Annotated in this window: 19 protein-coding genes and 1 pseudogene; 7 read left to right on the top strand and 13 right to left on the bottom strand. The window is 49.4% G+C overall.

The features are described 5' to 3' along the window. Positions 1-612: 612 nt before the first annotated feature. The 4 genes from LBW89_RS21545 to LBW89_RS21530 form a co-directional block, all read right to left on the bottom strand. Positions 613-2,853, bottom strand: a complete 2,241-nt coding sequence (locus tag LBW89_RS21545) for an ABC transporter permease (RefSeq protein ID WP_148457609.1) — start codon at positions 2,851-2,853, stop codon at positions 613-615. Then, positions 2,853-3,551, bottom strand: a complete 699-nt coding sequence (locus LBW89_RS21540; protein WP_148457608.1) for an ABC transporter ATP-binding protein — start codon at positions 3,549-3,551, stop codon at positions 2,853-2,855. The genes LBW89_RS21545 and LBW89_RS21540 overlap by 1 nt, the downstream gene beginning before the upstream one ends. A gap of 2 nt (positions 3,552-3,553) precedes the next feature. Then, positions 3,554-4,189 carry a TetR/AcrR family transcriptional regulator gene (locus LBW89_RS21535; protein ID WP_148457607.1) on the bottom strand — a complete coding sequence of 212 codons (636 nt, stop codon included), beginning with the start codon at positions 4,187-4,189 and terminating at the stop codon, positions 3,554-3,556. Between the two features lie 303 nt (positions 4,190-4,492). Then, positions 4,493-5,254: a YheC/YheD family protein gene (locus LBW89_RS21530; protein ID WP_225040317.1), complete on the bottom strand. Its 762-nt coding sequence runs from the start codon at positions 5,252-5,254 to the stop codon at positions 4,493-4,495. Positions 5,255-5,458: 204 nt separating this feature from the next. On the opposite strand from LBW89_RS21530, the gene LBW89_RS21525 reads away from it, so the two are divergent. After that, entirely contained in the window at positions 5,459-6,274 is an 816-nt protein-coding gene (locus tag LBW89_RS21525) for a DUF6492 family protein (protein WP_225040315.1), read from the top strand. Positions 6,275-6,288: 14 nt separating this feature from the next. Continuing rightward, positions 6,289-7,659, top strand: coding sequence for a sugar phosphate nucleotidyltransferase (locus LBW89_RS21520; protein WP_225040313.1), 1,371 nt, complete (start codon positions 6,289-6,291; stop codon positions 7,657-7,659). 67 nt (positions 7,660-7,726) lie between these two features. Here the strand turns inward: LBW89_RS21520 and LBW89_RS21515 are convergent, their stop codons facing one another. Further along, positions 7,727-8,023 carry a DUF6376 family protein gene (locus tag LBW89_RS21515; RefSeq protein ID WP_225040311.1) on the bottom strand — a complete coding sequence of 99 codons (297 nt, stop codon included), beginning with the start codon at positions 8,021-8,023 and terminating at the stop codon, positions 7,727-7,729. Between the two features lie 364 nt (positions 8,024-8,387). After that, positions 8,388-9,980, bottom strand: coding sequence for an alkaline phosphatase family protein (locus tag LBW89_RS21510; protein WP_318249428.1), 1,593 nt, complete (start codon positions 9,978-9,980; stop codon positions 8,388-8,390). 160 nt (positions 9,981-10,140) lie between these two features. Here LBW89_RS21510 and LBW89_RS21505 point away from each other — a divergent pair, with 160 nt between their 5' ends. Continuing rightward, positions 10,141-10,839, top strand: coding sequence for a peptidylprolyl isomerase (locus tag LBW89_RS21505; RefSeq protein WP_225040309.1), 699 nt, complete (start codon positions 10,141-10,143; stop codon positions 10,837-10,839). A gap of 325 nt (positions 10,840-11,164) precedes the next feature. Here the strand turns inward: LBW89_RS21505 and LBW89_RS21500 are convergent, their stop codons facing one another. The 5 genes and pseudogenes from LBW89_RS21500 to LBW89_RS21480 all read right to left on the bottom strand — a co-directional run bounded on the left by LBW89_RS21500 (position 11,165) and on the right by LBW89_RS21480 (position 15,163). Continuing rightward, positions 11,165-11,974: a methyltransferase domain-containing protein gene (locus LBW89_RS21500; RefSeq protein ID WP_225040307.1), complete on the bottom strand. Its 810-nt coding sequence runs from the start codon at positions 11,972-11,974 to the stop codon at positions 11,165-11,167. Between the two features lie 291 nt (positions 11,975-12,265). Then, positions 12,266-12,808: a GNAT family N-acetyltransferase gene (locus LBW89_RS21495; protein ID WP_225040305.1), complete on the bottom strand. Its 543-nt coding sequence runs from the start codon at positions 12,806-12,808 to the stop codon at positions 12,266-12,268. Position 12,809: 1 nt separating this feature from the next. Beyond that, on the bottom strand, positions 12,810-13,595 hold the full coding sequence (locus LBW89_RS21490) for an ANT(4')-I family aminoglycoside nucleotidyltransferase (protein ID WP_263639259.1): 786 nt from the start codon (positions 13,593-13,595) through the stop codon (positions 12,810-12,812). Between the two features lie 21 nt (positions 13,596-13,616). Next, positions 13,617-14,471 (bottom strand): annotated as a pseudogene (locus LBW89_RS21485) (aminoglycoside 6-adenylyltransferase); the annotation flags it as partial. 149 nt (positions 14,472-14,620) lie between these two features. Continuing rightward, positions 14,621-15,163: an AAA family ATPase gene (locus tag LBW89_RS21480; protein WP_225040303.1), complete on the bottom strand. Its 543-nt coding sequence runs from the start codon at positions 15,161-15,163 to the stop codon at positions 14,621-14,623. Positions 15,164-15,420: 257 nt separating this feature from the next. On the opposite strand from LBW89_RS21480, the gene LBW89_RS21475 reads away from it, so the two are divergent. The 3 genes from LBW89_RS21475 to LBW89_RS21465 all read left to right on the top strand — a co-directional run bounded on the left by LBW89_RS21475 (position 15,421) and on the right by LBW89_RS21465 (position 17,736). Next, positions 15,421-16,287 (top strand): hypothetical protein, encoded by an 867-nt coding sequence (locus LBW89_RS21475; RefSeq protein ID WP_225040301.1) that lies wholly within the window; start codon positions 15,421-15,423, stop codon positions 16,285-16,287. 119 nt (positions 16,288-16,406) lie between these two features. Further along, positions 16,407-17,246, top strand: a complete 840-nt coding sequence (locus tag LBW89_RS21470) for an alpha/beta fold hydrolase (RefSeq protein WP_225040298.1) — start codon at positions 16,407-16,409, stop codon at positions 17,244-17,246. 1 nt (position 17,247) lies between these two features. Then, on the top strand, positions 17,248-17,736 hold the full coding sequence (locus LBW89_RS21465; RefSeq protein ID WP_148457596.1) for a serine/threonine protein phosphatase: 489 nt from the start codon (positions 17,248-17,250) through the stop codon (positions 17,734-17,736). A gap of 26 nt (positions 17,737-17,762) precedes the next feature. On the opposite strand, the gene LBW89_RS21460 is transcribed toward LBW89_RS21465, so the two are convergent. Then, on the bottom strand, positions 17,763-18,254 hold the full coding sequence (locus LBW89_RS21460; protein WP_148457595.1) for a GNAT family N-acetyltransferase: 492 nt from the start codon (positions 18,252-18,254) through the stop codon (positions 17,763-17,765). A gap of 61 nt (positions 18,255-18,315) precedes the next feature. Beyond that, positions 18,316-19,017, bottom strand: a complete 702-nt coding sequence (locus tag LBW89_RS21455) for a 2-phosphosulfolactate phosphatase (protein WP_225040295.1) — start codon at positions 19,015-19,017, stop codon at positions 18,316-18,318. Positions 19,018-19,184: 167 nt separating this feature from the next. Between LBW89_RS21455 and LBW89_RS21450 the strand changes: the two genes are divergently transcribed. Then, positions 19,185-20,489: an MFS transporter gene (locus LBW89_RS21450; RefSeq protein WP_225040293.1), complete on the top strand. Its 1,305-nt coding sequence runs from the start codon at positions 19,185-19,187 to the stop codon at positions 20,487-20,489. The last annotated feature ends 45 nt before the right edge of the window (positions 20,490-20,534 follow it).

Raw genomic sequence — 20,534 nt, 5'->3', positions numbered from 1 at the left:
TAAGTGAAAGTGACAAAAACACTGAGCCTGAACAATTTTATTGTCAGGCTAGCGTCTTTAGGCGCAGTTTGGCAACAGGGGGTTATACCCCAAGAGCAAACCACCCGTTGGACGGGTGGTTATGATTACGGCTTTAGCCAGTTGAGTGCGTGAAACGCGCGAAACAAAAAACCGCGTGGAGGGATCTAGGGTTTGACCAACAAGACCATTCCCATAAAATTGAGATGTTCAGGCTCAATAATGAAAGGAATGGTCAAGATTTGTTTCATGGCAAATTATCTATTACATATGTACAAAATACGAGTTTTGTGAACATGTATATGATTCGCTTTGGGTCGGCTGCTCGATGTGCTGATGCCGGCGCGATCTATGATCGTGCATCAGCACATCGAGCCGTTCATTGATCTCAACGTACGTGGTACAAAACCTCTGGAAACGGGCAGCGACATTCGCATCTCGCCTAAAGGAATCCCAGTCTGCCCCGCAGGTTTGGAGATAAAACGCAACGGCTACGGCGCGTCGCAGAAGCGTTTCAAATGGCTCTGTCCGATGATGACGACGAGTACCGAGTGCTCTTGTAATACGCCTTGCTCCCCAGCAAAAGCCTTTATCTTACTCCGCTCCCGCCTTCAACGCTTCGCTCATCGGGATACGGGCTACTTTTTTTCTGCACATCCGCTTTGCAAACTCAAACGTAATCATTACAATAACAAAACCGAGCACCATATAGAAGAAATTAAGTTTGACCGGCATTACGAGCTGCAATGACTCTGTGAGCGATTGATAAAGCGCGCCTATGCTTCCCAGCAAAGCGGGAATACCGAGCAGAAAGCCTGCCGCAACAATGAATGTATTGCTGCCCAATATCAATGTATTGATTTCTTTCTTTTTGTATCCGAACACCTTCATTAGCGATATGCTGGCCCGGCTTTCGTCAACCATCATACCGGTTACAATATAGATGATAATCAGACCGACGATAAATGCAGCAAAGATTAAGCCGTAAATCATTGGCGCCATCTGATTGATCAAGCTGCCGAAGCCTGCAATTATGGCATCGATGGATTTGGTATTCTGGAGCTCGCCCTGAGAAAAGTTCATCGGCATGTCGCTCCAAATACCGATGTAAGCATCCACAGGCAAGCCAAATTCTTTATTAAATCGGTCGAGCGGCATAAACAAAAATTCGCCGGCGTACGTATCCGCCACTTTTTCAATGATAAACGTATGCTCCTTCCCGTTCTCCACATCGAACACGGTCACGCTGTCGCCTGTACTCACACTAAGCTTTTTCGCCAGCGGCGCCGTGATAATGTTGGAATCCGGTTTAAGTACTTGCCCGGAGCCATCTTTCAGAATGATCTTCCCGGTGTCTGGCAGAACGCCGGTCATATAAAAGCTGATTTCATCATTATTTATAAGGCTCACATACGCCGCGCCGAACGGTTCGCCTCCTGCGGGCGCAGCTCCGGTTTTCTCCGATTTGAAAACATACTCATATTTCAGGTTGTACATCTCCTTCACGCCTTTATTGAGCATATAGTCAACCGAGCTTTTCATCGCAAAACCGTATAATATAAGCATTGTGGCGACAACGACCCCAAACAACAGCAATAAGCTTCTCGATAAGCTGCGAACCTGCTCCCTGATCTGGAACTTTGTATTGAATTTCACACGGTCAAGCCGCAGGTTCCGTTCTATGAAATTCGTTTTTCTTTTGGTTTCTCCGCCTTTCATAAGGATGGCCGGAGGCGTTTTTAAAACTTTGCCGATAACGCCCCATGTGACGCTGCAAAGAATGATAACCGGAAGCAGTATGGCGACAATCATCAGCCAAGGATTGAATATCGTTTCATAAACCGGCATAGGGAAGGCCGTCAGCATAAAGTTGAATACGGGGGCCACCAACAATAACCCCAATATGGAGCCGACCACTGAGCCGATAACCGACACCATTAGCGGGAACATCAAATAATGGCGGCGTAATTCCCGTTTTCTATAGCCTTGCGCGTACAATGTCCCAATAATGACGGATTCGCTCCTGATCATCCGCCACATCAGCATTCCGAGCAAAACACAGGTGAGCGCAAGCATGGCAAGCGGCACAACTGCACTCATCGTGGATTGTATGCTTGCCTTCATAGGAACGTAGGATACATTGACTTTCTTTTCTGTGCTTTGCCAGTTCGTTATGCGGATACCCTGCGAACGCAGCGCGTTTTTTAGTGCCGCTTCCTGGGATTTAATATTTCCCCTCTCGTCGAAACGGATGGCGTAAACCTTATTCCGATCCTGCATGGAATCAAAATCCGCTTTGCCGACAACACCGACGCCGAAGGTTTTAGGGTCGTTCATCATCGTATCTTTCGATGGGATAACATAAATAAAATGAGGCAGCAGCGTATAGCCCGAAACGGTATAATTTTTGTTTGCGACATGGATGGTGTCGCCGATTTGGTAACCGTTTGTTTCGGCAAACAGACGGTCGAGCATGATTTCCGAACGGCCCGGTACGCTCCCCTCTTGGACGGCGGGAATATTGACGGTGTTCATCATCGGAAACACCCGCAGCGTTTGACCGGGCTTCACTTCGCTGTCCACCGTGCCGCCAATTTCAAGCTTCGCGGCAAATTGCCGGCTGAGAGCGGCCGCGTCAATGGCGGTATCGGTGGAAAACTCCGCGTCGGACAAAACGTTCCGTTCGGAAAACGTCTTGAACGTATAAATCAAATTGGCTGATGTCATATTTAACATGACAAACATCATACTGCTGATCATCAGTAAAAGCATAGACCCGATATACCTGGATTTATGTTCCAGCATGGTCCTTGTTACTTTTTTTAGCAGTGTCATCACCACTCAATCCTTTCTGCTGCTGTTGTTTCTTCATGCCGGATCGTTTCCACAATCTCTCCGCTGCGCACCTTGTAGACCACATTCGCCATATCGCCGATAGCTGTGTTGTGGGTAATCATCAGGATGGTCGTTCCCAAATCGCGGTTTATTCTCTGCAAAAGAGAAAGCACACTGCGGGACGTCTCATAATCCAGCGCACCGGTCGGTTCGTCGCACAAAAGCAGCTTCGGGTTCTTGACAATGGCGCGGGCTATCGCGACACGCTGCTGCTCGCCTCCGGATAGCTCCCTTGGGAAATTCCTTTTTTTCGTTTCCAGGCCAACCGCTTTCAGCACCGTATCCATATCCAGCGGAGCTTTTGAAATATTGGCTACCACTTCGATATTTTCCATGACGGTAAGATTCGGTACGAGATTGTAAAACTGAAATATAAAGCCGACCGAATCCCTGCGGTAATCCGTCAGCTGATCGTCGTTAAGCGCAGCAAGCTCCAAGCCGTCGACACGGATACTGCCGCTGTCCGCAAGGTCCACGCCGCCAATAATGTTCATCAGCGTTGATTTTCCCGAGCCGGACGGGCCGAGTATGACGCCTGTCTGCCCTTTTTCAAGCCCAAGACTTACCCCTTTCAATATCTCGGTTTTGCTTTTGCCCGTAGTGTAGCTCTTTTTCAAATTCTTTACCGCAATAAACATAGTTATCTCTCCATTCCTTGTTTTAATAAGGCGACCATGCTTTTCAAAAGGCTCTCCATCTCGTTAAATTGTTCTTCCGTAAGCTCGCCCTCAAACTCCTTGGCCTTTGCTATAATGGTAGCAGTAAATTTTTCCGTTACCCCCTGAAAAAACAGCAATAGAATGCTGTCGTCCAGGTCGTTGCGGATCGTTCCTCTTTTTTTGCCGTTGGCAATCAGCTTTAGCTCATATTCCTCACCGACCCTGTTTAATTCGCTATTGGCTTCCTTCGTCAGGCTGCCGTATTTGCCCGAGACGATATCCATGGAAAACGCAACAAGCAGAGGCTCTTTCTTCAACAGCTCAAACCGTTCACGGTTTCCAGATAGAAAGTAATCATAAACATCCATATCCTTCAATGGGGTTTGTCTGTCGATCGCCTTCATAAAATAATTCAGCCCCCATGTGACAGAATATAAAAACAAATCCTTTTTATCGTCAAAGTATTGATAGATGCTGCCCTTGGCTACTCCCGCATTTTGGGCGATCACTTCTATTTTTGCCTGTTCGAAGCCATGGGCCTGAAATTCTTCAATGGCCGCTCGCATGACTCTTTCTTTTTTGTCGTCGTCCAGTCGGTTAAAGGTTCTTTTAGGCAATGTAATTCCTCCGCATTCATTATGACTTAATAGTCATATAATATGACCGAAAAGTCATGATGTCAATGGACTTCGTTACAAGTGATATTTCTATTACCGGCCATGTTTCAGCAGAATACAAAAAAGGCTGCCGATTGGGCAGCCTGCCTAGAGGACGAACGCTAACGTTCTCCACTTCAAATTATCCGGTTGCATTCGAAACCAGGTTTCTATTGTTTGGTTTAATTGCATCCGCACCCAAAAAACTCCATGATCCAGTTAAGGACAGGAGTTTTTTTGTTTTATCCCATAATACGCTTGCCGCTACTTTTGTTTCTTCATACCCAAACGATAGTATCTAATTACCTTACGATACATCTTCTTATCCGGTAATTGATTAAAAATATACGGGTCAGGTTTGACGTTCACTTCGATAATCCAGGGGGTTAGACTCCGATCGAGACCGATATCAACGCCGATCTGCCTCAAATACGGGTAGGATTTCTTCATGTGCCGGGCAATTCGCAGACCCAATCCCTTCATTTCCTGGATTAACGCCTCGCGCCGTGCGGCGGAAACATGAGATTTCAGCAGTGTATGGACGTCCATCGGTTTCCCGCCGCTGTGATAATTGGTTACGATTTTCTTCGGGTGACCGAGCCGGCCGATGACTCCGGTAGCTTCCCATTGATTGTCCGGACTTAATTGGACCATCACCCGAATATCGAATCGGCGGTTATTGTGCTTCAACAGATGGATGCCTTTTTGGATCAGGTAGCTTCGTTTTTGAATCAACCGGGCAAGACTCGTATAGAACGCGTCAAAATGGTTGAATGTCAGGCGCTTTTGATTGATTTGATAGGCAAAATAACGGGAATTCTCCATTTCGGCTTTTATAACGCCCATACCGTAAGTGCCGCGGTCCGGTTTAACGTAAACCATTTCGTACCGGTTGATCATACTTCGTAAATTCTCTTTGGTGAATTTCTGCGTATCGGGGACAAAACGCCGAATGGATTCGTTTTTGAGCAGCACTTTCGTCTTTAACCCTTTGCTTCTTAAAGGTTGAAGCTTATCATGCCCCACGCCACACCTCTCCCGTCTTTTAAATTAGTCATTCATCCTCGTCGTTCTCCCAAGGTCATTCCATCTTATGCGGATCCGCCGAACAAGTCATGATTCAAGGGCCTTTTTTCCAATAAAATAAGATTCATACCTATGCCCTGACCAATTTTTTCAATTTCACATACCATGAACTCGATAGGATATTTGACGCAAGGAGTTGAGGAAATGCCGGAGCGCACCGGAATGCGGATGAAGCACGGGCCCGTCATCGATATTCTGATACCTGCCATTGAAAAAGATTTGGGGACCCTCCCTTATGCCATTGATCATCTACGCCGTTACGTACAGCACCCCATCGGGCAAATTTATATCGTTTCCCCCGCCAGCCAGAGGATCAGAAACCTCTGTGCCAATAAGAAGTGCGTGTTTGTGAATGAAAGATCCGTACTTCCCATCACCAAACAAGACATCCATTATCAGTCATCCCGCTGGAATCGGTCAGGTTGGTTATATCAACAACTGCTCAAAATGAACGGAGATCGAATTGTTAAAGCCAATCACTTTTTAGTCATAGATGCGGACACTGTATTGATCACGCCCCATTCTTTCTTGGCCGGCGGTAAAACGGTTTTTTACTGCCGGGATTGGAGCCAGCCGGAGTACTTCAATACCTACCGAAAACTGCTCGGGGTGAAAGCGCTCAGACCCCGATCTTTTGTCACCCATTATATGCTGTTCGAAAAAACGAAGCTCGCTTCGCTGAAGAAGAAAATCGAAGCCAAGCATCGGATGCCGTGGTATCGGGCGATTATCCACTGTATCAACAAGAAGAAGCAGTTCGGTTTCTCCGAGTACGAAACTTACGCCAACTATCTGTATGCGCTGGCTCCGGGCAGTGTGCTGCTTAAAAGCGCCAGGAACAAAAGCCTGAGTTCGAACGCTTCTTCTTTAAACGAAAAACAAATCCGCAGGCAGGCCCTCAAATACCGCTCCCTCTCTTTTCATAAACGAAAAATATACAGCAAGGCCTCCCAGGCTTAAGGGGGAAGCGGACCATGCATCTAGTACTGCTGTGCGGCGGTGCCGGCAAAAGGCTCTGGCCTCTCTCCAATGAGCAGCGGTCCAAATTGTTTGTGGAACTGTTTCCTTCCCCCGAAGGAGGCAGAGAATCCATGCTTGGCAGGGTGTGCCGTCAATTGGATCAAACCGACTTGCTGCGTTCCACGCTTCTAGTTTCCCAGCAAAATCAGGCCAGCCTGGCGTCCCGGCATACCAAAGGTTTAATTCCGATCATAGGCGAACCTTTCAAGCGAGGGACTTTTACGGCCGCCGCATTGGCCACATTATACCTGGAATCCCGTCTTGGGGGCCGGGAGGACGAAATCATCTGTATTGCGCCGGCGGACGTCTTCGCCGGAGACGATTTTTTCGCAACTTTTAAGCTGCTTCCGGATCTCCTGAAGGCCGCAAAATCCGATATTGCCTTAATCGGAACCACGCCTACGCATGCTTCGGATCAGTACGGATACATCTTGCCGGGAAATCGTAACCGCAGCGGGTTTATCCCCGTCGCTGAATTTTTGGAGAAGCCGGATTCCGGTTTAGCCGAAACCCTTCTGGAGCGGAAAGCGTTGTGGAACTGCGGGGTATATGCTTTTACAACGTCTTTTATGCTGGCCAACATGGAGAACGCCGGGATGCCGGCCCATTTTGACGATTTGCTTCGTATTTACGAACAGCTGCCGGAGAGGAGCTTCGACAAACAAGTCGCGGAGCAAACGAAAAATGCCGTTGTCTTGCCTTACACGGGAGTGTGGCGAGATATCGGAAGTTGGGACGCTTTGTCTCAGCTGCTGGATGCCAACGTATGCGGCAATGGAAGCATCTCCGGCCATTCCCCGGGCTCCCATATCGTCAACGACCTCCCCTATCCGATTCATGTTCTCGGAGTTCCCGGGATCATTGCAGCCGCAAGTCCGGATGGCATTTTGATCGCCGACAAAACATCCTCCAATGAAATTAAGGCTCAATTGGGTGATGCTCCAATGGAGCCGATGTATGGGGAAACAAAGTGGGGCAACTACCGGGTGATCGACAGGTCCCCCGGCGGAGGAAACACCGACGTTCTCACCGTGAAGCTGTCGCTTTTCCCCGGAAATCATATCGGTTTGCGCTTTCATCGGACAGGATTTAAGGCCTGGACTGTACTTTCCGGAAGCGGCCAAGTGATTCTTGACGGCCAGGCATTTGAGGTAAAGGCGGGCGACCAATTCTCCATCACTTCCCAAGGAAGTTATGCCATAGGGACCGAAACGGGTATGGAGATTTTGGAAGTGCGTTGCGGGGAAACGTTGAATGTAGACGATATGCCTTTGGAAGGATACGACTGGAAGGATATTGTTGAACGGGCACAAAAACCGGATTAGATCGGACGAAAAGTGATCCTGCCCCGATTTCTCTTATAAGACCGGAGCAGGATTTTTCTTCAATCACTTATCCTCCACCAAGCTCGCCCAACTGCTGTCTAATATTATTAATATTTTCAATGAGGCTGGGGATCCCGGTTTGTTCCCAGTTCTCAAGAGTAAAGCCTTGCGCAGCCAACGTTTCTTTAAATTGAGTGACCGAAGTAATCAACTGCTCGTTATAGGAAAGTAACTTCTCATGAACGGCCTCGCCAATAGCCGGCGGATCCAGTTGTTTGAATTCGTTGGCCTTCGTTTGAAGCTGATCCAATTTGTCCTGAAATTGGGCCGTGATATCGGGGTTGTTGACCGCATTCCTGGCCATCTGCTGAAGTCCCCGCCGTGGAGACCTGCTCAATATATCCCGTAGCGTCGTTCATATAATTTAATGACTGGTTCACGCTCTCAATGGCTGCACACGCCGATAAGAAGAATACGGATAAAAGAAGTGTGGGCAACCTGGTCAAGAGCGGCCTTCGGTTCCATAGTCTTTTCAATCAGTAAGTCCCCCTTCTATAGGCAGTCTTTTAATGCTTTTACCCCGATTCTGAACCTGTAAAACTAGCGTTACTATAGCTTTTTTTCTACCCTATTATATTCGAATTTGCAGACGTATACCACGAGTAGGCGATTAAGGAATTAATCGCCCGTAGAATAGTTTACATAATTTTATTTATGTTGTATTTTCTTCACTGGGTTACCACTTGGAGCAGAAAATCTTTGAGATCGACGATCCGTAAATGCTGCGGCCGTTTTTCCGTACCGCTTATGATCAGGGGAACCAGCGACTCTTCCTTACCGAAAGATCCGTGCCCTCCCCCTCCCGGATGTGTCGGCGAACTGGTGTCCGCCAGTTCGTAACCGGGTTTGGCGGTGACAACCAGGAAATTTCCGGGGTGGGAATGTAAGGCCCCGTATAGCCTACGCAGTACATCCGGATAACGGCCGTAGTCTAATTTGCGTTGGGCGGTGTCTATGGTTAAGTCCAGGATGGAAGTATCTTGATCAACGGACCAGTTTTGCCGATAAAGGTCGGTCAGAGGGCCATCTTTTTTAAATCGAAGCATGGTTGTCCCACCGCCCTGAACGACATGGATCCAGTCTCCTTCCTTCCACGAAACGAAGTCAATCCGTGGATCCGCATGTAGGATGCCGGCAAATGTGTCAAGCTTATCCGATTTAAGATCATACACATAAGCCATCGTTTCATTGACCGCGAGAACCGCCTCCGTCTTTTCCGAAACCTGATCCCCCGGCTGCAGCACATTATACCCTTTAAAAAGAGAACGTAAATCAATGACGGATTGATCTTGTTTTGGCAGGATCGGCGTCATTCCGCTGTCGCCAATCACAATGAACACGGCCTGTTGCAGGGCTTCCTTCGGCGAACCGAAGCTGTCCAACAGAGATTGAAGCTGTCGATCCAACTCCTGGACGCCTTTTACCTCCGGGGAAGGGCCTTGCTTATGTATTTGCTTATCCAGGTCGGGCAAATACACATACAGAAAATCAGGCAGCTTGCGGTTCCTGATCAAATAATTGGCCGTTGCCACGGAAAAATCATTATTCAGCCCCATACGCCGGGTTAAACCGTCCGGCAATTTAGCAATCCCTTTAAGCGGATCGGCCAAGCTCCCTAAAGCTAGAAAGTCCGGTCCCTTAACTTTAATGGACTTGGGCAGTGAGGTAGGGGCATGCATCCAGGCGGGCGGAGATAATGTATGGCTCTCGGTTCCCCGGTAAATCAGCCCGTTTATACTGCCGGTTCTCCTTCCTAGACGGGCCAATTCCTCATATATCGTAGGCAACTGGGGATTTAAATGGCTTCCGTTCAAGTGGATGACGGCATTCGTCAAAACCGGATCTATCCCTAGCCTGACGACTTCCAACGGGCCCGTTCCATAATTGATCAACTCCTGATCTTCGGTGGAATACCAGGTTAATCCGGGAATCCGGTGGCCATCCGGATAAGCCCCGGTAAGCAGTGAGCTGTCGATCGTTACGGACATGGTGGGAAAAGAACTGACCATATTGTTATAGTACTGGCCATGCTGGATCAGGTACTGAAACGCCGGAAGCTTTTGGTTTGCCACCCCGTTCTCGATGGCTTGAGGCATCAGAGAATCGGCGACAATGAGTATGACCTTTTTCGACTCGCGCCCTTTCAGCGATTTAACTCGGATCAAATCCGGTTCCCTGGTTGTCTGACCTTGCTTAAGACACCCGCTGGCAACCAGACAAAGCAAGATCATCGTCAGTATTAACCCTATTTTGTTTAGCATTGACATGAGGATCACCCGCTTTCGTAACATCTTCCAAACGAATAAGGTTATTCCCTAACCTCCCCGCCTTCCCGGTGATTTATCCCCTCACCTGGCTGGATTTTTTGTCGGAAAATCAGTATGATAGATCAAGGTTTGCAAAAGGAGTGATGAAGCAAAGATGAGAAAAAAGTTTGTAGTGATGCCCGTCTTTATACTGCTATTTGCTGCAATCCTATTTAGCGGCTGCAGTAAATACAGTGAGAAAACGGGTGAATCGGCGGAGCAATCGCAAGGAACAACAGAGCCAGCGTCACCGGCTGCTGAGCCGCAGGAACCGGACAAGAAATTAAGCTGGGATACCCCGCCGGCGATGGAAATCGACACCGGCAAATCCTACGAGGCTGAAATCACGACATCAAAGGGTAACTTCAAAATTGAACTTTTTGCCAAGGACGCCCCGAAAACCGTGAACAATTTCGTCTTTCTGGCCCGGCAAGGTTTTTACAACGACGTAGTCTTCCACCGAATCATTCAGACGTTTATGATTCAGACCGGAGACCCGGAAGGAACCGGAGCGGGCGGTCCCGGCTACCAATTTGAAGATGAAAAAACAAACTATACGTACGAGCCCGGGATTGTCGCCATGGCCAACGCCGGACCCGATACGAACGGAAGTCAGTTTTTTATCTGTACCGGTGACGATAGCCGCAATTTAAACCAGACGCCAAATTACACGATCTTCGGCAAGGTGACGGAAGGTATGGATGTCGTCGACGCGATTGCCGCCACCCCTGTCGAAGCGAATCCCTATTCCGGGGAACCAAGCTCTCCGACAGAAAAAGTGCAAATCAAAGAAATTAAAATTACCGAAAAGTAAGTCGTTAATGGACGAAAAAACAGGCCTCGCATTCCGAAAGGAATGGCGTGGCCTGTTGCATTACCATGTCTCCCAATGAGCCGAATAAGCAAATCGGTCGCTGGGTTAGTTAATATGATGAATTACTAAGCAAGATAGGGAGTTGTGTTGGTTATTTAATATCATTAATAATACAAAATGCGCTCTCCATTAAATATCAGAAATCAGCCCCCACCTTCTTTCGACAAAACCCGACATCAATTCATCTCATTAATTCACCGGATTAATTATTCGAATTATTCATGATTTTGCAGAAGAAGCGGCTGCTACCGTTATGTCTCCTCCGTCAGTTAGTCTTTACTCCCTCCACGGCCAGCATATACATCTGCATTTTATCCGCTTCCCGTTCAGACCACATACGATATTCTTCCTCCGCTTTCCTGTATTCGGAAGCCGAAATATAACCATCCCTCTCCATTTGAGGCCCCCGGCTTGAAGCGGTATCGGCCCAGATCCGGATGCGGGACGCAAAATCCTCATCCGTGCGCGTAATGCTTTCGTGCTGCGGATGAACCTGGACTTCCGAAAGTCCCGCATCGCTAAACAATTCAGGCAGTCGGTCCGCGATCGTGTTGTCCAGTCCGGCATCGCTGCGCCATTTTAAATAAGCGGCGTAAAAAGTCAGCATGCTGGCGGGCGGCTGGGGATCCCAACTGATTTTTTCATGATTATAGTCGGCAACGTGAAGTCGTCCCCCTTTTTTGGCAGCAAGCTTCATATTCATTAAGGCACCCAACGGGTCAGAGAGCCAAACAAGCAATCGGGCGCACGTGACCAGATCGAAAGCTTCCTTGTAATCCAGGTGATAAATATCGCCTACTTGGAAAGTCAAGTTTGGAACGGAGCCATGCATTTGACGGGCTTGTTCGATCAACTGCGGATTGGCATCCATGCCGACAACATGGCCTGAGGGCCCTACAGCTTCGGCAATGCCTCGTGTGATCGCACCGGTGCCGCAGCCAACGTCCAAAACGGAGAGTCCAGGCAATAGCATCCCTGCCAATCTCGAATGCGTGCTTTTCAAAGAACGCGAATTTAAGACACTTATTAATTTTCCCGATAATGCTGCGCGGTCCTGGACATGATCAGCTTCCATAGAATTCAACCTCCATTCGCTATTCCCTTGTTGACACAAGCTTACCAGGGTAAGGAAAAGTCATCCAATCCTTATTTCCTATAAATTTATAGGTTGCACGTTTACATACATACTGATTGTGTGCTGAATTGAAGCTATCAAACTTAAATGATCTTATACTTAACTTTGAAGTGGAGGAAGTATTGGACGGTTTGAAAGCGTAGGCTAACTCCGGAGCCATAAACGAAGCACTTCGAAAAAAAGGAGCAGATGCGGACCATCGTCCTCTGCTCCTTTTTCCTATCCGGCTAGCTAAAACATAAGATACCAGTAAAGCGCGATTTCATCTTTGGAAGATTCGAAGGTTTTGTAGACATACCGGTCAAATCCGCCGATCTTGAAGCCATAACGTTCATAGAACTTGCAGGCTTGCACATTGTTATGCTGCGTCTCCAGCGTTATCCCGGCCAATCCCCGGGCTTTCGCCCATTCCTTGACCCGATCTAATAAGCTTCTGCCCAGGCCGTGCCGCCGATAGTCGGTATCCACACTCAGCTCCTCCAACAACGCAAGCCGGTTCCAATTCGTGCTCGCTGCCGCCAGGCCGATGATCGCTTGCTCGGTACGGGCAATAACCAGCAATTTATCGGGATCGTTCATATAATCCGCCATGTGAAGACGGTCTTCCGGCTCTTCCGGGTAACGCTTCGTATAGGCAGGTACGGGGATAATTTCATATCGGATCAAATTGTCTTGCATGGTCAATTGAAAGACGGAGTCCACGATAAATTCATTGCGAATATGAACGGGAAGTCCGAGGTCGGATTCGCTCAATTGCTTGATGATGATCGCCATTTTAAAAGGGGATTCGCCGCGGCTCGGTCATCGTATACCCGTTCCGTGCGGACCACCCGTTCACCCCTTCCCAAAAAACCTCCAACGCCTCCAGGACGCTCTCGGATTCGGATAATTGACCGGTCATCACAAGTTGACATAGACGATCAAATCCTTCCGGACGATTCGGCAATTCCAGCGCTTCGGACAGAACCCGCGCTCCGGTCGAATAACAAGTCCGGTGATGCAGACCTATCAGCATGGCTCCCGCCTCCGCCGTTTTCACAGCCAGGGCAGGAAGAAAAGATTCCGTCCCCCGGGCACCGGCATTTCGCCACTTCCCGGCGTATTCGAACATCTCCTCAACCATAAGCGCCTGAAGGGCATGGCGAAATTTGGCCTCATCCTGAGAGATGGCGGTTTGCTTCAAATTCGCAAAGAAACCGTCCGGATCGTAAAGCGGCAATACGGATAAAAACTGCCCATGCGTAAGCGGCCAATCCCCTTCGATCGTACAGACATCCTCGAGGAGGATATCCTCACTGACGAAATTGACTTCCGCTTTCCACGCTCCGGCCGACCATTCATGGTTGTATTCCTCTCCAGCGCTATTCAGCACGCAGCGGACCTCCAAATCGGAGTATGGTCCGTCGCTTCCCCGTCCCATGGAACCATATATCCCGATCGCTTTAACGCGTTCCCCGTGTGTCTCCAAAACCCGCTCCTTAATCTCCTCCGCGATTTCCAACCGGGATTCACGGCTCATCGGGAACGGCCCATTCTCCGTCCGTAAGCCCGCTTCCTCCAAACGGGAGGGTTGAAAAACCGTGGCATTCGGGGCAAGCCGGTGAACGTCACTCAAGTAGTTTTTTACTTTCCTGTACTCTTCCAGGGGATATACCGCTTCAAGGGCTGCCGCTACCTGTTGTGCCGTCTGTTCAAACAGTTCTGTCATCGCGTCAAGCGCCCGCCAGATCTGCTCGACGGATCCTCCCGGGAAAGTGAGAAGAAGCTGCCTCCACGTGTCTTGATCCACATACCGTGACAGGAATTTCGCGTTTTTTCCCACGCTGCAAGAGAACCCGGTCTCAAACCCTACTTTCCATATCAACATTTGCAAAAGCATGTTCCGGACGATGTTCATATGGTCATAGGCGTATAAAATCTCTTTGCGCCATAACCCTTTAGCCACGTAGGTCGATACCCACCAAAATTCGTTGCAGCAGTCGCCAAACAAAGCGGCCGTAGGCTTTTTAATAAGGTAGTCTTCATCCGTAGGCGGAGGAAGTTCGGGAAGTACACCCTCTTTGTCCAGGAGAATCCGCGTCAACTTATCTTCCTGGAGAAAAAGCTCCTTCTCTTCCATAGGAACGAGGGTCAGATCGATCCGGTTGCCATCGGCGAACAGCATAAGATAGGCGAACCGCCCCCCGCCCTGAGGCGGGACCAACGTCATCGTTTCCGGAGTTTGGAGAATCAGCCGCTCTCCGAAAACATCGATCCATTCGGGATCGTCAATAAAAGAGGTTACGTTATCCACCAAATATACAATGTCATAGTCTTGAAAAAGATCGCGCGTTACGTGCGAGTTCGTGCGTGAACCGTTCATGACAACGGCTTTAATACGTTCGTCACTCTTGGCTACATCTAAGATTAAGTCAAACATTTCTCGTTCGGAGCGCATCCGAATCCCTCCTTTGGTTTATACCCTTTCTTTCTTGTAAGTTCCCATCTACCAAAATAGGAGGTCCGCGGATAACCGAAAGACGGAGTTAATAAAAAGGCTCCAATAAAATCATCATAATTCCTCCTCTTAAAGTATGTTAATACGAGTTAAGGCAAGACCAAAGCTTCGGATTCCGCCCGGGCTCTAATTTCCGTAACCGTCTCCTCGGGGCTGAGGCGGGAAGTGTCCAGCCAGAGGCCGATTTGCGGAGTTTCTTTCCGTAAGACCGAGTTCAACGCCTCTACCGTCCAAGAACCATATCCCTTTTTCGTGCGTTGCTCCTCTCTTCTGGCGACAACCTCTGGATCGGGGCAAAGGACAATGACGTAAAGCGGCCGGCTGCGGACGTAAGCCACAAATTCGCTCAGCATAGGGCCGATGACAACATCCTGTACGACCACTGTAAATCCGGCTTGAACATAGGTATCGGCGGCTTGCGCGGCCAGTCGGTATCTCAACCAAAGCTGATTTTCCGCCTCCGTTCCTTCCGCTTCAGGAGTCATTTCGGCCCGATGATTAACGATCATCTTACGAAAAATATCACCCCGAAGATGAACCGAGTGCTCCCATTGTTCGGCCAGGAGTTGGGCGACCGTCGATTTTCCGCTGGCCATGATGCCCGTAATCAGGTAGATCGCAGGTGTGGACAAGGTTCTCCTCCCTCCTTTTCCCTTTTATTGTTTTGCAAGTGTAGTTTAAATTTGACATAATTCTGAATAAACCCTTAATGAGAAAGGAAGATGGCATGGTTATCTTCATCGGGGTCCTGGTCCTAGCTGTCGTCGTTGTGATTATCTTATTATCCCAATCCAGGAAAAAAAGTTCAACTCGCTCTTCTGAAGAAAGTTTGCGCAAAGCCCCTCCGCCTCCACCGGTCGCAGAATCGAACAGTGAAGTGTGGCCGCTCGTGAGCCGCTTGGAGAAGTCGATTCCTCCTTCTTACAAAGCGTCCGTAAAGCAGCGTGTTCTAAACGAACACCCCGGAATGACCGAACGCGAATATGAATGGCGATGGCTTGAACTGCAGCGCTTTTACGTGATGTGCGCGGTTTTGGATCGCGTACCGATGTTCAGTAAAGCGGTGGATGAAGTTTGGCATGAAATGCTTATGTATACGAGAGACTATCAGGCTTTCTCCGACAAATATCTCGGCCGCATGCTGCACCATACCCCTAATCCGGCAGCCTCCGTTCCGATTCCCGGAGAGCGGGCTTGGTTCGATTTCGTATATGTGGAGCTTTTCGGCTGGAACCCTTACAGTGAACGGTTGTGGGGCCGTTTCTTCCGCCACCCGCTTCCGCGCGAAGAGCTAGAGGCATACCGAAACGCTTCCGACCCGCCCGCTCAAGGCGGCCGATTTAATGCATGGACTTACGATCGGTTGCCCGAAGCTCGTGAAGCGATTCAATCCGTAAAAGAGGCGCTCCAATATCGGATGGAGAGGGTCGACGAAGAACTGGCGGAAAATGTTCGCAAGCCCGTTAATTTTAAAAATTCGGAAGTATTGCTCACTTCCGTTGTCTTCTTCTCCATGACCGACCCGAACAATTTCTCGGATTACCTAGCCCCTGAAAAAGCAATCAAGAAGGATTCGTCCGGATCCAGTTGCAGCGGTTCGGGCTGCAGCTCGGGTAGCGATGACCTGCGAGACCACCACAGTGATTCCGGCCATGGAACGGACCATCATGCGGGCTCCTGCGGATCAGATGGTGGGGGATCCTCCGACAGCGGCGGATCTTCCTGCAGCAGCTGCGGCGGCGGGTGCAGCAGTTGAAGTTCCTTAAACGGTATTTTTTAAATAGATAAACTTTTTATCAGAAAAATATTTAAAATTATTCTTATTTCGACAAGATGGGTATAATGTTAAAGAATCCGGGTAAAGGAGGCTTACTATTGAACGCACAATTGGAGTATATAACAGCACGAAACAACGTCAACATTGCAGGCAGCGGCTCACAGCCGCTTATTTTTGCCCACGGATTCGGCTGCGACCAGCACATGTGGCGGTTTGTCGCACCAACGTTTGAAAAGGATTATCGGGTCGTGTTATTCGACTTTGTCGGATCCGGCAAGTCGGACAAGACCGCGTATGATCCTGAACGATACGCCGATTTGTACGGGTACGCCCAGGATGTGCTTGAGATATGCGAAGCCCATGAATGGAGCAACGCCATTTTGGTCGGGCACTCGGTGGGTGCCATGATCGGCTTGTTGGCGGCGATCCGCAAACCGGAATATTTTGACCGCCTCATCTTGGTGGGTCCCTCCCCCTGCTACATAAACGACCTCCCCGATTACATCGGAGGGTTTGAACTGGAGGAACTTCATCAATTGTTCGAAATCATGGACCAAAATTTTATGGGCTGGGCCAATTACCTCGCTCCTATCATCATGGGGAATGCGGAACGTCCGGAACTTTCCCGGGAGTTGGAGGGGAGCTTTTGTTCCACGGATCCTGACATCGCCCGCCGGTTTGCCAAAGCTACCTTCCTTTCGGATTATCGGGCCGAGCTCTCCCAAGTCAGAGTCCCCGCCCTTATTCTTCAATCCGACGAGGATGTCATAGCGCCGCTCGAAGTCGGAGCCTTCGTTCACCGTCAAATTCCCGGGAGCGAATTGCAACTTATGGACGCACGCGGCCATTGCCCGCATGTCAGTCATCCGGAAGAAACGATACGTCTGATCTCATCTTATTTATCTCATGTTTCTTCCGGTATGGAGCTTCCCCGTTAACATGGATGAACGGCTGGACTTGGCTCCTTGCGGCTATCTGGAACTGACGGAAGAACTCCTTGTTCTGGAAGCGAACACCACCTTTTGTCGGCTGCTTGACTTTAAAGTCAACGGGCTCCGCGGCACCCGATTCGATTTCCTGCTGACGCGATCGAGCCGGGTCTTTTTTCAAATTTATTTTATGCCGCTGATCCGTCTTAACGGTCTTGTCGAAGAAATGTACTTATCCTTGAAATCTAACCAAGGTGCAGATGTGCCCGTCCTGTTTAATGCAAGTAAAAGGGTTTCCGAGGGAAAGACTTATTACGATTGTGTCTTGATTCCTCTACGGCGGAGGATGGAGTATGAGCGGCATATTCAGACTGCCGAATCGGAGGCCCGGAAAGCAACGGACGAGCTTAACCGGTTGGAGCGATCCATTGCAGCGAAACGAAAAGAATTGGCGGATCTGGAGAAGATGGCGGACACTCGAAAAAAGCAGAGGGAATGACCCCTTTAGGGGATTCCTTCTGCTTTTTATTCGTTATCGCTTGAATCATACAAATCCTTGATATACCAGGCATCGCAAGCAAAGTGTTCCGAGCCTGCCAGCGGGGTGTCCAAGGGTTCAAAACCGTGCTTCGTATAAAAACGATTAGCTGCTGTCATCGTCCGCAGCGTTTCCAGATAGCATTGAGAATAATGCAATTTAGCGAATTGCAGTGCCGTATCCAGTAGTAATCCCGCGATTCCGGTGCCGCGAAGCGGCTTGTCCAGATACATTTTCTGCAGTTCGCAGACCTCACGGGAACCGGCAAACGGAGCGATTCCGCAGCCCCCTGCCACCTGCCCGTCCTTCTCGATCACCCAATATGCCCTGCCTTCGGGCTTATAATATCGGTACAGATCACGCAAGCTCTCGTCTTCCCAAGCCAGTCCCGAGCGATTCCCGCCGAATTCGATCAGGCAGCTCCGTATAATCTTTTCGATAGCGGCATTATCTTGTTCCTCCAGCTCTCTGATCAACAATCTTAGCTCCCCCCACAAAAAAACCGCGATAAACGCGGATAAAGAAATAAAATCTATTTTATCATGAAATCGGTTGCCGCTCAATCCAGGCCAGACCTTCTCTGTGGCGGACACGCATTACAAAGGAGGTATTGAGTTCGGCTGTGCAATAGGTCAGATCCTCCAAAGGGAACTCCGGTCTCCCCGGGTCCAAAAATTTTTGGGCCGCCTCCGACTCCCGTATTCTGCGGACCGTGGCTTCCAAGTCAGGGCCTCCCGACGAATTTAGGATGCCTTGAATGTATTGGGCGCATGCCAGATCGTCATCTCCGCTCGGATGGGAGGCGATCAACTGAACTACGGGAGCTTGCGGCGAATGTTGCTGCAGCACTCTTTTTAGAAAATTGGCCGTAGTTCTAGCATTGGACAAACCGGTAACCAGCACGTATTCCGAATTCAGCGCATTCAAGGCCGCTTGTACGCCGTTCGTTGTTTTTTGGATAAGCCGTCTTCCATTTAGCGGGGTCCGGTCGATTCGCGCCGGAGAATTGTCCAGATCAAACCCGTTGATCGGAAGCCCTTGAATTTCCCCGGCGAGCAAACAATCGGGATGATGTTTGCGGAAGGATAACGCTTGTTCCACCGATTCCGCCAAGTAGATCGACCTCACGCCGTTCAAAAAAGCAAAATGCGCCACCGTAAAGGCCCGGATCGTATCAATGACCACATTCGCGAAAGTAGGCCCGGGATCCGGATCATGACCCTGAACTATGTTGATTTGCATGGACATCTCCTCTGCCGATATATTGCTTCCCATCCCAGTATATGGGCCCGAGCTCCGGGAAGTGCCCTTCATAACCAAAGCCAACCTTTTTCGAAAACACAAATAATGAAGCCCAAAGCGGGATAGTCTAACATTTAGTACATTTCCGTTCAGAGGAGATCAAACCTATGGCTAAAACGAAATCCCGTAAGCTGAATATTACCTTTGAGAGCGATATCGATCTGGAGCGCGAGTCGGAATCGTCCGAAAAAACGGAGAAAAAGAAAACAAACGGCGGCGGCAAAGGCCGTATTTGGGAATTTATCGCCATTGCCACCATCCCGATTGTCCTAGTCTTCGGCAACTCGATGCTGGTTCCGGTTCTGCCCCAAATGCAAAGAGAGCTTGGCATCAACAAATTCCAGAGCAGTTTGATTATCTCCATCTTTTCGCTGGCCGCCGGTATTTTTATCCCCGTGATCGGTTACCTGTCGGACCGGTTCGGACGGAAAGTAATCATCATTCCGGCGCTGATTGTATACGGCGGAGCCGGGCTGCTTGCGGGGTTCGGCGCGATCTGGGACTCCTATACGGTGATCATTATCGCCCGGGCCATTCAGGGAATGGCCGCCGCCGGAACGGCGCCGATTGCCATGGCGCTGGTAGGCGATATGTACAAAGGGGGAACGGAAAGCCAAGCGCTTGGCTTAATTGAAGCCTCCAACGGCGTGGGAAAGGTGCTCAGCCCGATTATCGGCTCCCTGCTCGTGCTGATCGTCTGGTATGCCTCCTTCTTTGCCTTTCCGGTGTTTTGCGCCCTCTCGCTGCTGGCCGTTCTTTTTATGATCAAGGAGCCGAAGCATGAGAAGAAGCAGGATCTGAAAAGCTATATCGGCAAACTCGGGGAAATTTTCAAGGAAAAAGGCCGCTGGCTCATCACCTCCTTCTTCGCCGGATCGCTGGGGCTTTTTATCCTATTCGGCGTCCTGTTTTATTTGTCGAATACGCTCGAAGATCCGCCCTATAAAATCGATGGTGTCATGAAAGGCCTTATCCTGGCCATCCCGCTGTTGGGCATGGTCATCACTTCCTACACGACAGGCAGCTTGATCAAGAAAAAGGGAACCTTGATTCGCTGGCTTATGAATATCGGTCTGGTGATGATGAGCGTTTCGCTGGCCGCCACGATTTTTTTCTTTACCAACATTTATGTATTTATCGGGCTGCTCACGTTAAGCAGTATCGGGACAGGGCTCCTTCTCCCCTGTTTAAATACGATGATTACGGGCGCCGTGCAAAAAAGCGAACGCGGCATGATCACCTCGCTTTACAATAGTCTGCGCTTTTTGGGCGTGGCATTCGGCCCGCCTTTGTTCGGCTGGATGATGGATCAATCGGACCGGCTCGTGTTTATCTCCGTTTCGGCCTTGTCCTTCATTACGTTGGGGCTCGTGTTCTTCTTAATCAGACCTCCCGCCAAATTGGCGGAGTGACGCTTTCGCTTGCTCTCCGGCTTTGGGCACCTGTCAGGGGCTCCA

Source organism: Paenibacillus sp. alder61, assembly GCF_020179875.1.
Taxonomy (GTDB): Bacteria; Bacillota; Bacilli; order Paenibacillales; family Paenibacillaceae; genus Fontibacillus; species Fontibacillus faecis.
This window is presented reverse-complemented; position numbering and strand designations above follow the sequence as displayed.

Coding starts and splice junctions, on each gene's coding strand:
- LBW89_RS21505 (WP_225040309.1), top strand. CDS start 10,141: ATGAGAAAAAAGTTTGTAGTGATGCCCGTCTTTATACTGCTATTTGCT.
- LBW89_RS21540 (WP_148457608.1), bottom strand. CDS start 3,551: ATGTTTATTGCGGTAAAGAATTTGAAAAAGAGCTACACTACGGGCAAA.
- LBW89_RS21520 (WP_225040313.1), top strand. CDS start 6,289: ATGCATCTAGTACTGCTGTGCGGCGGTGCCGGCAAAAGGCTCTGGCCT.
- LBW89_RS21450 (WP_225040293.1), top strand. CDS start 19,185: ATGGCTAAAACGAAATCCCGTAAGCTGAATATTACCTTTGAGAGCGAT.
- LBW89_RS21545 (WP_148457609.1), bottom strand. CDS start 2,853: ATGACACTGCTAAAAAAAGTAACAAGGACCATGCTGGAACATAAATCC.
- LBW89_RS21515 (WP_225040311.1), bottom strand. CDS start 8,023: ATGGCCAGGAATGCGGTCAACAACCCCGATATCACGGCCCAATTTCAG.
- LBW89_RS21500 (WP_225040307.1), bottom strand. CDS start 11,974: ATGGAAGCTGATCATGTCCAGGACCGCGCAGCATTATCGGGAAAATTA.
- LBW89_RS21495 (WP_225040305.1), bottom strand. CDS start 12,808: ATGGCGATCATCATCAAGCAATTGAGCGAATCCGACCTCGGACTTCCC.
- LBW89_RS21525 (WP_225040315.1), top strand. CDS start 5,459: ATGCCGGAGCGCACCGGAATGCGGATGAAGCACGGGCCCGTCATCGAT.
- LBW89_RS21465 (WP_148457596.1), top strand. CDS start 17,248: ATGGATGAACGGCTGGACTTGGCTCCTTGCGGCTATCTGGAACTGACG.
- LBW89_RS21455 (WP_225040295.1), bottom strand. CDS start 19,017: ATGCAAATCAACATAGTTCAGGGTCATGATCCGGATCCCGGGCCTACT.
- LBW89_RS21510 (WP_318249428.1), bottom strand. CDS start 9,980: ATGCTAAACAAAATAGGGTTAATACTGACGATGATCTTGCTTTGTCTG.